The following is a 14,174-nucleotide window of genomic DNA, read 5'->3' as shown; positions in this document are numbered from 1 at the left end:
TTCCGTGGATGGCCGTCGAGGCGTCAGAGCATCGGCCACATCCAGGCGATGAGCGGCGTGCCGATCGCGATGACGAGGAGCGACAGAGGCAGACCCAGCTTCCAGTAATCCCCGAAGCGATAGCCACCCGGTCCCATCACAAGCGTGTTGCATTGATGACCGATCGGCGTGAGGAAATCGCAACCCGATCCGATCGCGACCGCCATCAGGAAGGGATCCGGACTGAGGCCGAGCCCCTTGGCGACCCCCACCGCGATCGGTCCCAAGATAAGCACCGTCGGGGCGTTGTGCAGAAAGGGCGAGCAGGCCATCGCGGCCAGCATGATCGAGCCCAGCGCCAACAGGCCGGGAATGCCGTGGAGCAGCCCGATCAGCAGATGCGAGACGAGATCGGTACCACCGGTCCGTTGCACCGCTTCGCTCAGCGGCGTCAGCGCGCCGATCAGGATCAGCACTTCGGGTTCGAGCGAACCATAGGCCTCGCGCATCGAGAGTGCGCCGACCACGACCATCATCACCGCTGCACCGAAGAAGGCGGTCACGACCGGGATGATCTTCAGCACGAGCAGCAGCATCGCGACGGCGAGGATGATCGCCGGCAGAAAGCGCCGCCGCCGGTCGCCGAAGCGTACCGATCGTTCGGCGAGCGGGAGCAGATCGAGATTGGCGACAATTTCCGGCAGCGCGCGCTCGCCGGCTCGCAGCACCAGCACATCGCCGGCACGCATCTTCACGTCGCGCAGCCGCTCGCTCAACTGCGCCCGGTTGCGGCGGATGGCGAGCAACTGGACGCCGTAGCGGTCCTGCAGCCGCATCCGCTCGGCGGATTGGCCGACGAGGATCGAATCGGGCGTCACCACCGCCTCGATGCTGCGCAGTTCCTCGCTCGCTTCGCCCTTTTCGACGTGGTTCTCGGCACGCGCTGGCACCAATGGCACGCGGCCGAAGAAGCGGTCGAGCGCTTCGTCGCCGCCCTCCAGCACCAGGCTGCTGCCGGGGACCAGCAGAACATCGGGCAGCGCCATCTGGCGCGCGCCATCGACACCGATCACGGCGCGGATCTTCACGTCGTCCTTGCCGAGATTGAGATCGCCGATCGTCCTGAGCTCGGGTGGGAGCTCGGCCGGCACCTTCGCCTCGGTCGAGAAAGCGGCATCGGCATTGGCATCGCTCATGCCGCTACGCCCGCGCCGGTCGCGGGGCAGCAGGCGCCAGCCGAAGCTCACGAAGACCAATCCCAGGCCGGTCAGCAGCAGTCCGACCGGCGCGAAATCGAACATCTGGAACGGCTTGCCCAGCGTCTCTTCGCGCACCTGGCTGACGATGATGTTGGTCGATGTTCCCACCAAGGTCACCAGCCCGCCGAGCAGCGACATGAACGACATCGGCATCAGCAGCGACGAGGCCGAGGTTTCGGTATTGCGCGAGACGCGGAGCGCCACCGGCATCAGGATGGCCAACGCGCCGACATTCTTGGTAAGCATCGACAGGATGGCCGTAGCGCTGGCCAGGACCGGCACCTGCGTCGATGGCTTTTTCAGCCGCGCGATCAGCGGGCTCACCGCCAGTTCGATCAGGCCCGATCGCGCAATCGCCGCACTCACGATCAAGGCCGATGCGATGATAATGACGACTTCGGAGGTGAAGCCGGTGAAAGCGTGCTTGATCGGCACATCGCCGGTGGCGATACCGATCAGCAATGCGACGAGCGCGACCAGATCGTAGCGGAACCGCCCCCACGCAAAGGCCAGGATCGCACCCCCGATGATCGCGAAAGCGAGCGCCTGTGGGGCGTTCAAAGCCAGATCCCGACGAGTGCCGCGAGGCTGACGCAGACGAGGAAGGCATTGACCGCAACCAGCAGCCATGGCGGCAGCCGGCGCGTGCCGGGGCGGGGCGGGGACACTTTGGTCATCTGCCGCCACACCGCTGCGAAATAGCAGAAAGCGGAAAAGAGGATCAGAACGCTGCCGGTCAGCTCAATCAGCCAGTCCGCCACGATCTTGTCGAGCAGCGCGCGTGCGCCGACACCCGATGCCAGCGCCGCCAGCCCGGTGCGGACCCACGCCGCATAGGTCCGCTCGGCGGCAAGGACGGTACGGTCGGCGGCAAGTTCGGTACGACGATCGGCGCTATCGCTCTGGACTTCGGCGCTTTGCTCGAGCTGCTGCGCGCTTTTGGCGAGTTCGACATGCGCCTGCGCGGCGGCTTTTTCCCCTGTCATGCCACCCGAACGCCGCAATAGGGCATTCGATGCGGGCGCGGCCGGTTATTTGCCCCGCTGCCTGATCAGATCCGTTTCGAAATCATCACGCGCCTTGGCGACGATCGCTTGCAACTCTCCGGGGTGTTCGAACGCGTCGAGATTACCCGCCTGCCGGGCCGCCTCGCGGCCCATCAGGTCGTTGAGTTCGGGATGGAAGGGCAGAACGACATCCGCATGAAGGCGGTCGAGCCGCGCGAAACTGAGGCGGAAGCCATTGACCACGCCGGGATAGCCCTTGTTGCCGACCAGTTTGCTGCCCGCCACCGTGATGCTGCCGAGGAAGGCTACCTTCACTTTTCGGCCGCGATCCTCGGTCGTCATGGTCCAGGTCGTGCAGCCGGGCGTATGGCCCGGCGTCAGCACCGCCTTCAGCTCGACCCCTCCAAGCTTGACGGTCGACCCATTCTTGATCGTGCGGTCGACCTTGACCGGCACGAATTTGTGGACACCATAATCCATGTCGCTGGGCGGCGTGCCGCTTTCCAGCGCGCGCGCATCCTCCCAGCTGGCAATCATCTTGGCGCCGCTATCGCGCTTGAGATGCGCCAGCCCCTCGGCATGATCGAAATGGGCGTGGTTGTTGAGCAGGATCTTCACGTCGCGCATGCGGTAGCCGAGCTTGTCGATATTGCGCTCGATCATTGGGACGTTGTTCTCGAGCGTACCGTCGATCAGAATCGCGCCGTCGGGCGTCGCGATCAGGTAAGCGGCGAGCCCTTTCGATCCGACGTAGAAGATGTTGCCGACGATGCGGAACGGCTCGGCCGGCTCGCGCCACGCGGGCGGATCGCCGGCGGCCAACGCTGGCAGGGGGAGGGCGGCCAGCAAGACCGAAAGCAGCGTTAGAATCGGCTTCATACCGAAACGATTGCCGCTTAGTCGTCCCCGAGCGCAAGTCCCAAGGTGACGGCTGCGATGCGCGATGCGACCAATGCCGAAAGTTGGTAGCGATCGTCGCGCGAGGGGACATATTCGACCAGCGCCAGACCAGCGATCTTGGCTTTGGCCGCCACCCCGCGCAGCAGCCGGATCATGTCCTCATAGGTCAGTCCGCCGGGAGTCGGCATGTTGACCGCGGGAAGGACGGCGGGATCGATCCCGTCGCAATCGAGCGATATGAATACCCGCGAGCCCGGCTCGATATGGCTCAACACCGCCTCTGGCCCGCGATCGTGCAATTCGTAGCTGGAAACCAGCCGCGATCCCCAATGACGCGCATCGGCATGCTGCCAGCTCTCCCCCGAGCCGAGACCGCGGATGCCGACCTGCACCATCGACTTGACCCATGGATATTCGGATGCACGCCGCATCGGGGATCCATAACCGTAGGCGTTGCCGCGGATGACGTCGGCCCAATCGACATGCGCATCGATGTGGAGAATCGTGAGCGGCCCATGATCTTCGAACGCGGCGAGCGTCGGTATCGGCACGCTGTCGTCGCCGCCGAGCATGATCGGCACCGCCCCTGCCGCTAGCACCTTGCGCACTGCGGCTGTGATGCGCTCGCGGTTGCCAACGGAATCCCACGCATTGGTGGGCACGTCGCCGACATCAACCGCACCGCGCCAATCGTCCTCGGATTCGAACAACGTCGCGTGGAGATCGAAATCATATTGGCGGAGCGATCCCGCAAATTGCGCCGAAGCTTTGCGCAATTCTGCCGGTCCGTCGGCCGAATGGCTGCGCTCGCCCGCCACATAAGGCGAGGCTTCCGATGCGCCGAGCACGACGACCCTCGCGCCGTCGAGCGCATCCAGGTCGGCTTCGGGCAACCCGATGAAAGTTTTGGAGATGGCCATGGGGCGGAGACGCCCCGACGCACACGGGGTTCCTTACCAGACCCGCGTGACATGCCCCATCTTGCGGCCCGGCTTGCTCTCATGCTTGCCGTAGAGGTGCAGATGCGCGGCGGGATCGGCAAGGATCTGCGGCCAGTCGTCGGCATCGCTGCCGATGAGGTTGCGCATCTCCGCACCCCGGCCGACGAGCGCAGTGGATCCCAGCGGAAGCCCGCAGATCGCGCGGATATGGTTCTCGAATTGTGAGGTGACCGCGCCCTCGATCGTCCAGTGGCCCGAATTGTGGACGCGCGGCGCCATCTCGTTGAACACCGGCCCATCGGCACTGGCGAAGAACTCGCAGGCCAGCACGCCGACATAATGGAGTTCGGCCGCGATCCGGGTGGCGAGCGCGGCAGCCTCCTCGACCTGAGCGAGCACCCGCCCGGCCGCCGGTACCGTCGAGACGTCGAGGATACCATCGCGGTGGCGGTTGGTCGGTGCGTCCCAACGCACGATCTGGCCCTCGATGCCGCGTGCCAGCAGGATCGAGAATTCGGCCTCGAACTCGACGAACCCTTCGAGCACCGCCGGCTTGCCGTCGATCAGGCTCCAGGCCTGCCGTGCCAGCGCTGCATCGGCGATACGCGCCTGGCCCTTGCCGTCATAGCCGAAGCGGCGGGTCTTGAGGATGGCGGGCGCGCCGATCTCCGCCAAAGCCGTCTTCAGGTCGTCGATACTGTCGACCGTCCGGAAGGGCGCGGTGCGCCCGCCGAGTTGCTGGACGAAGCTTTTCTCGGCCAGCCGGTCCTGGGCCACTTCCAGCGCGGCCACGCCGGGGCGCACGCCGGGGACATGGCGGATCGCCTCGACATCGACATTCTCGAATTCGTAGGTGATGACGTCGACCTGCGCGGCGAACGCTGCCAGCGCGGCGGCATCCTCGAACGCGCCATGCGTCCAGCGCGCCGCCACCTCGCTCGCCGGGCCGCTCGTGCCCGGGGCATAGACATGGGTGCGATAGCCGAGATTGGCGGCGGCGATGGCGAGCATGCGGCCGAGCTGGCCGCCGCCCAAAATGCCGATGGTCGATCCTGGGGGAACGCTCATTCGGGGGATTCGTCGATCGCGTCGGTCTGCGCCTTGCGCCAGGCGTCGACCCTCTCGGCCAGTTCCGCATCCTGCAGCGCCAGGATCTGCGCCGCAAGCAGGCCGGCATTGATCGCGCCGGCCTTGCCGATCGCAAGCGTGCCTACGGGCACGCCTCCCGGCATCTGGACGATCGAGAGCAAGCTATCGAGCCCCGACATCGTGCTCGACTGTACGGGCACGCCGAGCACGGGCAATCGCGTCATGGCGGCGGTCATGCCCGGCAGATGCGCCGCGCCGCCGGCGCCGGCGATGATCACCTGAAGGCCGCGCCCGGCCGCGCTCTTGGCATAATCGTAGAGCCGGTCGGGCGTGCGGTGCGCGGAAACGACCTTGGTCTCGTGCGGCACCCCGAGCGCGTGCAGCGTCTCGGCGGCATGGCCCATCGTCGCCCAGTCCGAGCGCGAACCCATGATGATGCCGACCAGAGGGTGCGTCATGTCCCGCGTTCTCAACGCTCGCTAAGGTAATAACGATCGGTCGGGGCGAGCGCCTCGTCCAATTCGTAGACGATCGGCTGGCCGGTCGGGATTTCAAGCCCGGTGATCTCGTCGTCGGGAATTCCGGAGAGATGCTTGACCAGGGCACGCAGCGAATTGCCGTGCGCCGAGATGACGACGCGTTTGCCGGCCTTGAGCTCGGGCGCGATCCGGCCGTCCCAATAAGGCAGGACGCGGGCGATCGTGTCTTTCAGGCTTTCGGTGTTCGGGATGGCGATGCCGGCATAACGGCGATCGGCGGCGAGATCGTAGGGGCCGCCCGCTTCCTGCACCGGCGGTGGGATGTCGAACGAACGGCGCCAGATCTTGACCTGCTCGTCGCCATGCTTCGCGGCGGTCTCGGCCTTGTCGAGCCCGGTCAGCCCGCCATAATGCCGCTCGTTCAGCCGCCAATCCTTCTCCACCGGCAGCCACAACCGGCCCATTGCCTCCAGTGCGAGGTTGAGCGTCTTGATCGCGCGGGTCTGCAGGCTGGTGAAGCAGATGTCGAAATCGAGGCCCTTGGCAGCCATCAGCTCGCCCGCCGCTGTGGCTTCGGCAATGCCCTTGTCGGTCAAGTTCACGTCCCACCAGCCGGTGAAGCGATTCTCGAGGTTCCAGGCGGACTGGCCATGGCGGATCAGGACAAGCGTCGGCATGAAGTTCGGTATTCCCCCGGCGGATGAAGCGCACCCCTGTAGCGATCGATCCCCGACGCGTCACCCGCAATTGCAGCCGTCCGGCTTGTCGCCGTTAACCAATCGACCGGGCGTGTCGTGGCCATCACAATCGGGTTCCGGCCGGTCATATCAACGGGTTGCAAGCCGCCGGACTCTGCCGCACGCTCGCGTCATCCAAAGATAAGGGGTTCGAGCATGATCAAGACGATGCTGGGTGGCGTATGCGCCCTGGCGCTGACCGCCAATGCGCTGGCGCAACAGCCGATGGGGCAGAAGGGGGTCGAGGCGACCTTCGATGCGAACATCAGCTCGGCCGATCAGATCGAATGGCTCAAGACGATGGCGTCCGCGCCCAACCATGTCGGTTCGCCGCACGATAAGGCCAATGCGGAATATATGCTGGGCCTGTTCAAGTCCTGGGGCTGGGATGCCCGGATCGAGATCTTTCAGGTCCTTTATCCGACCCCGATTTCGACCACCGTCGAGTTGGTCGCGCCCGATACGATCAAGCTCGGCGGACAAGAGCCGCCGGTGGCCGGCGACGACACGTCGAACGCGCCCGACGCGCTGCCCCCCTATGTCGCCTATCAGGGCGACGGCGATGTCACTGCGGACGTCGTCTACGTCAATTACGGCATGCCCGAGGACTATAAGGCGCTCGAACGGCGCGGCGTCAGCGTGAAGGGCAAGATCGCGATCGCGCGCTACGGCGTCGGTTGGCGCGGGCTCAAGCCCAAGCTCGCGCAGGATCATGGCGCGGTCGGCTGCATCATCTATTCGGATCCGGCGCAGGATGGCTACGCCAAGAACGACGTCTATCCCAAGGGAGGGCAGCGTCCGCCCGAGGCGGTGCAGCGCGGATCGGTGATGGATATGCCGATCTACCCCGGCGATCCGCTCACGCCGGGGATCGGCGCGACCGCGAATGCCAAGCGGCTGACACGCGAAGAGGCCAAGACGATCCTCAAGATTCCCGTCCTGCCGATGTCGTACAAGGACGCTACCCAGATCTTGTCGCGGCTGAGCGGCTGGACCGTGCCCGATGGCTGGCAGGGCGCCTTGCCTTTCACCTATCACACCGGCGGCAATAATGGAGTGAAGTTGCATCTGGCGGTGAAGTCGGACTGGTCGCTCAAGCCGATCTATGACGTGATCGCGATGATCAAGGGCAAGACCAGGCCCGATGAATGGGTGATCCGCGGCAACCACCATGACGGCTGGGTGATGGGCGCTGCCGATCCGCTCTCCGGCAATGTCGCGATGATGTCCGAGATGAAGGCGATGGGTGCGCTCATGCGCCAGGGCTGGCGGCCCGAGCGCACGATCGTCTATGCGAGCTGGGATGGCGAGGAGCCTGCCTTGCTAGGCTCGACCGAATGGGCCGAGGAACATGCCGCCGAACTCAAGAAGAAGGCGGTCATCTACATCAATTCGGACGGCAACGGCCGTGGCTTCTTCAGTGCCGAGGGCAGCCACAGCTTCCAGCATATGACGAACCAGGCAGCGGCCGACGTGACCGATCCGCAGACGGGCGTGAACCTGCTCGCCCGCAAGCGCGCCAGCATTCGCGTCCGGGCCTATGATGGCGGCAAGCCGGGCGCGGCCGATCTCGCCGCGGCCGAGAAGGGCGGCGACATGCCGATGGGGCCGCTGGGATCGGGATCGGATTACACCGCCTATCTCCAGCATCTCGGCATTCCCTCGCTGGATCTGGGCTTCGGCGGCGAGAATGAATCGGGCGGCGTCTATCACTCGCTGTATGACAGCTTCCACCACTTCACGACCTTCGACGATCCCGGCCTGAAATATGGCGCGGCCTTGTCGAAGGTGGCCGGCCGCATCGTGCTGCGCATGGCGGATTCGGATACGCCGCCGGCGCGCTTCGGTGATTTCGCCGATACGGTCGGCATGTATCTCGACGAGGTGCGCAAGCTGGCCGAGGACCGCCGTACTGCCGACCGTGCGCTCAACAAGCTGCTGGCGGACGACAGTTTCCGGCTGGCGAGCGATCCGCTGCGGCCGGTTGCTGCCGCGACTCCCGAAGCGCGGACGCCTTATGTCGATCTGAGCCCGCTCGAGGATGCGGTCGATCATCTGAAGCGTGCCGCGGCGGGCTTCGACAAGGCGTATGCCGATCGCGGCGCGGCACTGGATCCGACGCGCCGGGCGACGCTCAACGCCTTGTTGCGCGACATCGACCAACTCCTGCTCGATGAACGCGGTCTGCCCGGGCGGCCCTGGTTCAAGAACATGATCTACGCGCCGGGCCGCTTCACGGGGTATGGCGCGAAGACGCTTCCGGGCGTGCGCGAGGCGATCGAGGAGCGGCGCTTCGACGACGCCAACACCTATGCGGTGCGGACGGCGAAGGCGATCGACGCCTATGCCGACCGGCTGGAAAAGGCGAAAGCTGCGGTGGAAAGCAGATAGATCCTCCCGGGTGAGGGAGGATCTTTGGGTTGCCCTTCGTTTCTTCCCTCGCCATAGGGACCGCCAACCGGAGCGGCACCCATGAAGACGCGTATCTATGTCACGCTGAAGAACGGCGTGCTCGACCCCCAAGGCAAGGCGATCCACCATGCGCTGGAGGGTCTGGGCTTTGGTGGCGTCGAGAGCGTGCGTCAGGGCAAGTTGATCGAAATCGAGCATGCCGACGATGTGAGCGATGCCGATCTCGATGCGATGTGCCGCAAGCTGCTCGCCAACACCGTCATCGAAAATTACCGGATCGAGCGCGGCTGAACTGCGTCCGTCCAAGCTGAAGGAGCCCGCCCGATGAAGTCCGCCGTAATCGTCTTCCCGGGCTCGAATTGCGACCGCGATCTGGCCGTCGCGATCGAAGAGATCACCGGCTCGGCGCCCACCATGCTGTGGCACCGCGAGACCGAGCTGCCGGATGGCATCGATCTGGTCGCGATCCCCGGCGGCTTTTCCTACGGGGACTATCTGCGCTCGGGCGCGATGGCGGCGCGATCGCCGGTCATGCAGGCGGTGGCCGTGGCGGCGGGCCGCGGCGTGCCGGTATTGGGTGTATGCAACGGCTTCCAGGTGTTGACCGAGACCGGGCTATTGCCGGGAGCGCTCATGCGGAACGCCGGCCTGGCCTTCGTCTGCAGGCCCGTGGCGCTGACGGTCGAGAATAATCAGTCGATTTTCACCAATCGTTATGATGCGGGCGAGGAAATCAGCATCCCGGTCGCGCACCATGATGGCAATTATTTCGCCGATGCCGAGACGCTCGATCGTCTGGAAGATGAGGGCAGGGTGGCCTTCCGTTATGCAGAGAGCGTGAACGGATCGGCACGCAATATCGCCGGCATCGTCAATGCCGGCGGCAACGTGCTGGGCCTGATGCCGCATCCCGAGCGGATGATTGGACCCGAGCATGGGGGTAGTGATGGGCGGCGGTTGTTCGAGGGTTTGCTCGAAGCGGTGGGTTAGATCCCACACGCACCAAGTCAGTTCGTCCCGAGCGAAGTCGAGGGACGCCGCGCAGCGTGAAGTATCTCGACTTCGCTCGACACGAACGGGATAGTGGGCTGGTTAGCTAGCCCGCCCGTTTTCCCGTCACCGGGAAGCTCCCGAAAATCCCCGCTTTCACCGAACCTTCCAGCACGTCGCCCGTGACGGTCGCGCGGCAGGTCAGCGTGATCGGCATGGGCTTCGAGACCGACATGGACCAGGCGAGCGTATCGCCATCCACAGTACCGTCGGGGATGTCCTTCGCGCCGATGCCGCCCGAAGCCGTCCCGGAGAACCGATCGCCCGCGCTCACCACCGTCAGGACGAAATCCTGATCGCCCATCGGGCTCGAAACCGAGCAGTCCCACTTGCCGTCGACGTTCGCCATTCCATCTTCCTGAAGTGTAAGCCGCGCGGCCTTTTGCGGGTGTGACGGAAAAGATCAAGCCGAAGGGTTGTGTTGCATAAATACAACATTACTTACCAGCCAGGAATAGGGAGAGTAAGTTGAACCTCGAGAAATTCACCGATCGCGCCAAGGGCTTCCTTCAGGCTGCGCAAACGGTCGCGATCCGCATGAGCCATCAGCAGATCGGATCCGAACATCTGCTCAAGGCGCTGCTGGAAGACGAGCAGGGCATGGCCTCAGGGCTGATCCGCGCCTCCGGCGGCGATCCCGCCACCGCTCTGCGCGCAACCGACGCGGCGCTTGCCAAGGTGCCGCAGGTTTCGGGCGGCGGCGCGCAGCAGACGCCCGGTCTCAACAACGATGCCGTGCGGGTCCTCGACCAGGCCGAACAGGTGGCCCAGAAAGCTGGCGACAGTTACGTCACCGTCGAGCGGATGCTGCTCGCGCTGACGCTCGCCACCACCACCGCCGCCGGCAAGGCGCTCGCCGAAGCCGGGCTCAAGCCGGAGGCGTTGAATGCGGCGATCAACGAGTTGCGTGGCGGTCGCACCGCCGACACCGGCACTGCCGAGGATCGCTATGACGCGCTCAAGAAGTTCGCGCGCGACCTCACCCAGGCGGCGCGCGACGGGAAGCTCGATCCGGTCATCGGGCGCGACGAGGAAATCCGGCGCACGATCCAGATCCTGGCGCGGCGCACCAAGAACAATCCCGTCCTGATCGGCGAGCCCGGCACCGGCAAAACCGCGATCGCGGAAGGGCTTGCGCTGCGCATCGCCAATGGCGACGTGCCCGACGGCCTCAAGGACCGCAAATTGATGGCGCTCGACATGGGCAGCCTGATTGCTGGCGCCAAATATCGCGGCGAGTTCGAAGAGCGGCTGAAGGGCGTGCTCGACGAGGTGAAGGCGGCCGAGGGCCATATCATCCTGTTCATCGACGAGATGCACACGCTCGTCGGCGCGGGCAAATCCGAAGGCGCGATGGACGCGGGCAATCTGCTCAAGCCCGCGCTCGCGCGCGGCGAACTGCATTGCATCGGCGCGACCACGCTCGAACGAATATCGCAAATATGTCGAGAAGGACCCTGCGCTCCAGCGGCGCTTCCAGCCGGTGTTCGTCGGCGAACCCACGGTCGAGGACACCATCTCGATCCTGCGCGGGCTCAAGGACAAATATGAGCTGCACCATGGCGTGCGCATCACCGATAGCGCGCTGGTGTCCGCGGCGACGCTGTCCAACCGCTACATCACCGATCGCTTCCTGCCCGACAAGGCGATCGACCTGATGGACGAGGCCGCGTCGCGGCTGCGCATGGAGGTCGAAAGCAAGCCCGAGGAGATCGAGAGCCTCGACCGGCGTATCATCCGCCTGAAAATCGAGCGCGAGGCGCTGTCCAAGGAGACCGACCAGGCCTCCCGGGACCGGCTCGGTACGCTGGAATATGATCTTGCGCAGCTGGAGCAGCAGTCGGCCGAGCTGACCACGCGCTGGCAGGGCGAGAAGGAAAAGATCAACGCCGAGGCGAAGATCAAGGAACAGCTCGATGCCGCGCGTACGGCACTCGATCAGGCGCAGCGCGCTGGCGATCTCGCCAAGGCGGGCGAGCTTTCCTACGGCACGATCCCCGCGCTCGAAAAGCAACTCGCCGACGCCCAGGGTGCAGCCAAAGGCGCAATGGTGCGCGAGGAGGTGACCGCCGAGGATATCGCCGCAGTCGTCAGCCGCTGGACCGGAGTTCCGGTCGAGAAGATGCTGCAAGGCGAGCGCGACAAGCTCATCCGCATGGAAGAGGCGATCGGCAAGCGTGTGATCGGCCAGTCCGATGCCGTGGCCGCGGTGGCGCGTGCCGTGCGACGGTCGCGCGCCGGGCTGCAGGATCCGAACCGGCCGATGGGATCGTTCCTGTTCCTGGGGCCGACCGGCGTCGGCAAGACCGAACTGACCAAGGCGCTCGCGGGCTTCCTGTTCGACGACGACAGCTCGATGGTCCGCATCGACATGTCCGAATTCATGGAAAAGCACAGCGTCGCCCGCCTGATCGGTGCGCCTCCGGGCTATGTCGGCTATGAGGAAGGCGGTGTCCTGACCGAAGCCGTGCGGCGCCGGCCCTATCAGGTCGTCTTGTTCGACGAGGTCGAGAAAGCGCATCCGGATGTGTTCAACATCCTGTTGCAGGTGCTCGACGACGGGCGGCTGACCGATGGACAGGGGCGCACGGTGGATTTCACCAATACGCTGATCATCCTGACGTCCAACCTCGGCAGTCAGTTCATCGCCAACCTGCCCGAGGATGCGCCGGTGGAGAGCATCGAGCCGGCGGTGATGGAGGTCGTGCGCGGGCATTTCCGGCCAGAATTTCTCAACCGGCTGGACGAGATCATCCTGTTCCATCGCCTGGGCCAGAAGCATATGGGCCCGATCGTCGACATCCAGGTCGGCCGGGTCCAGCGGCTGCTCAAGGACCGCAAGGTGGCACTCAGCCTCACCGATGGTGCGCGCGAGTGGCTGGGGCGGGTCGGCTACGATCCGGTCTACGGCGCGCGGCCGCTCAAGCGGGCGGTGCAGAAATATCTGCAGGATCCGCTCGCCGAGGCGATCCTGCGCGGCGAGGTGCCCGATGGATCGATGGTTACCGTCGACGATGGGGACGGCAAGCTGGTGCTGAAGGTCGCGTAATCTTGTTCCCTCTTCCGCTTCGCGGAAGGGGCGCAGGCGAAACGACCACATGGGACCCGGTTGCGGGCGGGGGAGGGTTGCCTCCCCCGCCCGGCTTCCGTAACCCCGATCCATGCCCGGCGACGCACCCGACCGGCCGTATAGTGGCCGCTTCGAGAATGGTGAGCATCGCTTCGCGGTGCGGGTCTATTATGAGGATACCGACGCGGGCGGCGTGGTCTACCACGCAAATTATCTGCGCTTCTTCGAACGTGCGCGCACCGACATGCTGGCGCTGCTCGGCGCCGATCTCGCGCATGCGCTAAGTATCGGAGAGGGCGGCTATGTCGTGGCCGATGCGCACATCAAATACCGGCTGCCGGCCAAACTCGGCGATGCGCTGATCGTGATCAGCCGATTGGCTGAACTCCGCAGTGCAACATGCGTTGTTCAGCAGAGAGTCATGCGAAATGGGCAGGTGATCGTCGAAGGACGGATCGTCGTCGCCTTCGTCGGCGTCGATGGCCGCCCGCGCCGCCAGCCGGCATCATGGATCGAGGCCTTCAGGGCCGTACACAAGGGAGAATGAGACCGCCGATGAATGGCCTTACCATCACCGCCGGCGATCCTTCGCTTTCTCCCATCGCATTGTTCCTGCACGCCGATATCGTCGTGAAGGCGGTCATGATCGGGCTGCTTCTGGCAAGCCTGCTGACCTGGAGCATCATCATCGGGCGCGGCCTGATCCTGCGCAACGCCGCGCGCGCCGACGCGGCGTTCGAGAGCGATTTCGCCAAGGCAGCCGACATGGACCGCTTCTATAACGATCACGCAAAGAGCGACGTGCCGGCCGCCAGGATCTTCACGGCCGGCATGATCGAATGGCGCCGATCGACCTCGGCCAAGAAGCTCGACAAGGAAGCGACCCGCTTCCGCCTGTCGCAAGTGATGGCCACCGCCACGGCAGGGGAGGTCGATCGCCTGTCCGAGCGGCTCAACCTGATCGCCACGATCGGCAGCATCTCTCCCTTCGTGGGCCTGTTCGGCACCGTCTGGGGGATCATGCGCAGCTTCTCGGATATCGCGGCATCGCAGAATACCAGCTTCGGCGCGGTCGCGCCGGGCATCGCCGAAGCTTTGTTCGCGACCGCGCTCGGCCTGTTCACCGCCATTCCCGCGGTGGTCGCCTATAACCGCATGAGCCACCGGCTCGACCGGATCGAGGCGCACCTTCACCGGTTCGCCGACAGCTTCCACGCGACCCTGAGCCGCGAACTGGACGGGGAGGAATAA

General features: G+C 65.1%; 13 protein-coding genes and 1 pseudogene. 6 read left to right on the top strand and 8 right to left on the bottom strand.

Annotated elements, in window-relative coordinates; genetic code table 11:
• Positions 1-23 precede the first annotated feature (23 nt).
• Genes AB4Z44_RS07525 through gpmA form a run of 7 tightly spaced genes read right to left on the bottom strand, consistent with a single transcriptional unit; the run spans position 24 to position 6,331 of the window.
• A complete protein-coding gene (locus AB4Z44_RS07525; protein WP_404713435.1) occupies positions 24-1,799 on the bottom strand; it encodes an SLC13 family permease in 1,776 nt (591 codons plus the stop codon).
• A complete protein-coding gene (locus AB4Z44_RS07520) occupies positions 1,796-2,224 on the bottom strand; it encodes a YidH family protein (protein WP_404713434.1) in 429 nt (142 codons plus the stop codon). The genes AB4Z44_RS07525 and AB4Z44_RS07520 overlap by 4 nt, the downstream gene beginning before the upstream one ends.
• 45 nt (positions 2,225-2,269) lie before the next feature.
• Complete coding sequence (gene bla, locus AB4Z44_RS07515) at positions 2,270-3,124, bottom strand: subclass B3 metallo-beta-lactamase (protein ID WP_404713433.1); 855 nt, start codon at positions 3,122-3,124, stop codon at positions 2,270-2,272.
• Positions 3,125-3,141: 17 nt separating this feature from the next.
• Complete coding sequence (locus AB4Z44_RS07510; RefSeq protein WP_404713432.1) at positions 3,142-4,065, bottom strand: arginase family protein; 924 nt, start codon at positions 4,063-4,065, stop codon at positions 3,142-3,144.
• 33 nt (positions 4,066-4,098) lie between these two features.
• Positions 4,099-5,154 (bottom strand): 5-(carboxyamino)imidazole ribonucleotide synthase, encoded by a 1,056-nt coding sequence (locus tag AB4Z44_RS07505; RefSeq protein WP_404713431.1) that lies wholly within the window; start codon positions 5,152-5,154, stop codon positions 4,099-4,101.
• Positions 5,151-5,633: a 5-(carboxyamino)imidazole ribonucleotide mutase gene (purE, locus tag AB4Z44_RS07500; RefSeq protein ID WP_404713430.1), complete on the bottom strand. Its 483-nt coding sequence runs from the start codon at positions 5,631-5,633 to the stop codon at positions 5,151-5,153. Before purE ends, AB4Z44_RS07505 begins: the two co-directional genes overlap by 4 nt.
• Positions 5,634-5,644: 11 nt before the next feature.
• Complete coding sequence (gene gpmA, locus AB4Z44_RS07495) at positions 5,645-6,331, bottom strand: 2,3-diphosphoglycerate-dependent phosphoglycerate mutase (RefSeq protein ID WP_404713429.1); 687 nt, start codon at positions 6,329-6,331, stop codon at positions 5,645-5,647.
• 216 nt (positions 6,332-6,547) lie between these two features.
• On the opposite strand from gpmA, the gene AB4Z44_RS07490 reads away from it, so the two are divergent.
• The 3 genes from AB4Z44_RS07490 (at position 6,548) to purQ (ending at position 9,793) form a co-directional block, all read left to right on the top strand.
• The gene (locus tag AB4Z44_RS07490) at positions 6,548-8,782 is read left to right on the top strand and encodes a transferrin receptor-like dimerization domain-containing protein (RefSeq protein ID WP_404713428.1); all 2,235 of its coding nucleotides are present in this window, start codon (positions 6,548-6,550) and stop codon (positions 8,780-8,782) included.
• A gap of 81 nt (positions 8,783-8,863) precedes the next feature.
• On the top strand, positions 8,864-9,094 hold the full coding sequence (purS, locus tag AB4Z44_RS07485) for a phosphoribosylformylglycinamidine synthase subunit PurS (RefSeq protein WP_404713427.1): 231 nt from the start codon (positions 8,864-8,866) through the stop codon (positions 9,092-9,094).
• 33 nt (positions 9,095-9,127) lie between these two features.
• A complete protein-coding gene (gene purQ, locus AB4Z44_RS07480; protein WP_404713426.1) occupies positions 9,128-9,793 on the top strand; it encodes a phosphoribosylformylglycinamidine synthase subunit PurQ in 666 nt (221 codons plus the stop codon).
• 106 nt (positions 9,794-9,899) lie between these two features.
• Here purQ and AB4Z44_RS07475 read toward each other — a convergent pair whose 3' ends face one another.
• A complete protein-coding gene (locus AB4Z44_RS07475) occupies positions 9,900-10,202 on the bottom strand; it encodes a hypothetical protein (RefSeq protein ID WP_404713425.1) in 303 nt (100 codons plus the stop codon).
• A 119-nt stretch (positions 10,203-10,321) separates the two neighbouring features.
• Between AB4Z44_RS07475 and clpB the strand changes: the two are divergent.
• The 3 genes and pseudogenes from clpB (at position 10,322) to tolQ (ending at position 14,174) form a co-directional block, all read left to right on the top strand.
• Positions 10,322-12,902, top strand: a pseudogene (clpB, locus tag AB4Z44_RS07470) (ATP-dependent chaperone ClpB).
• Positions 12,903-13,014: 112 nt separating this feature from the next.
• Complete coding sequence (locus tag AB4Z44_RS07465) at positions 13,015-13,470, top strand: YbgC/FadM family acyl-CoA thioesterase (protein WP_404713424.1); 456 nt, start codon at positions 13,015-13,017, stop codon at positions 13,468-13,470.
• Positions 13,471-13,478: 8 nt separating this feature from the next.
• On the top strand, positions 13,479-14,174 hold the full coding sequence (gene tolQ / locus AB4Z44_RS07460) for a protein TolQ (protein ID WP_404713423.1): 696 nt from the start codon (positions 13,479-13,481) through the stop codon (positions 14,172-14,174).

Origin of the sequence: Sphingomonas sp. MMS24-J13 (assembly GCF_044905095.1) — a bacterium.
In the GTDB taxonomy this organism is placed as follows: Bacteria; Pseudomonadota; Alphaproteobacteria; order Sphingomonadales; family Sphingomonadaceae; genus Sphingomonas_I.
Note: the sequence above shows the minus strand (reverse complement) of the source record. Positions and strands in the feature narration are given on the sequence as shown.

Coding starts and splice junctions, on each gene's coding strand:
- AB4Z44_RS07520 (WP_404713434.1), bottom strand. CDS start 2,224: ATGACAGGGGAAAAAGCCGCCGCGCAGGCGCATGTCGAACTCGCCAAA.
- bla (WP_404713433.1), bottom strand. CDS start 3,124: ATGAAGCCGATTCTAACGCTGCTTTCGGTCTTGCTGGCCGCCCTCCCC.
- AB4Z44_RS07510 (WP_404713432.1), bottom strand. CDS start 4,065: ATGGCCATCTCCAAAACTTTCATCGGGTTGCCCGAAGCCGACCTGGAT.
- AB4Z44_RS07505 (WP_404713431.1), bottom strand. CDS start 5,154: ATGAGCGTTCCCCCAGGATCGACCATCGGCATTTTGGGCGGCGGCCAG.
- purE (WP_404713430.1), bottom strand. CDS start 5,633: ATGACGCACCCTCTGGTCGGCATCATCATGGGTTCGCGCTCGGACTGG.
- gpmA (WP_404713429.1), bottom strand. CDS start 6,331: ATGCCGACGCTTGTCCTGATCCGCCATGGCCAGTCCGCCTGGAACCTC.
- AB4Z44_RS07490 (WP_404713428.1), top strand. CDS start 6,548: ATGATCAAGACGATGCTGGGTGGCGTATGCGCCCTGGCGCTGACCGCC.
- purS (WP_404713427.1), top strand. CDS start 8,864: ATGAAGACGCGTATCTATGTCACGCTGAAGAACGGCGTGCTCGACCCC.
- purQ (WP_404713426.1), top strand. CDS start 9,128: ATGAAGTCCGCCGTAATCGTCTTCCCGGGCTCGAATTGCGACCGCGAT.
- AB4Z44_RS07475 (WP_404713425.1), bottom strand. CDS start 10,202: ATGGCGAACGTCGACGGCAAGTGGGACTGCTCGGTTTCGAGCCCGATG.
- AB4Z44_RS07465 (WP_404713424.1), top strand. CDS start 13,015: ATGCCCGGCGACGCACCCGACCGGCCGTATAGTGGCCGCTTCGAGAAT.
- tolQ (WP_404713423.1), top strand. CDS start 13,479: ATGAATGGCCTTACCATCACCGCCGGCGATCCTTCGCTTTCTCCCATC.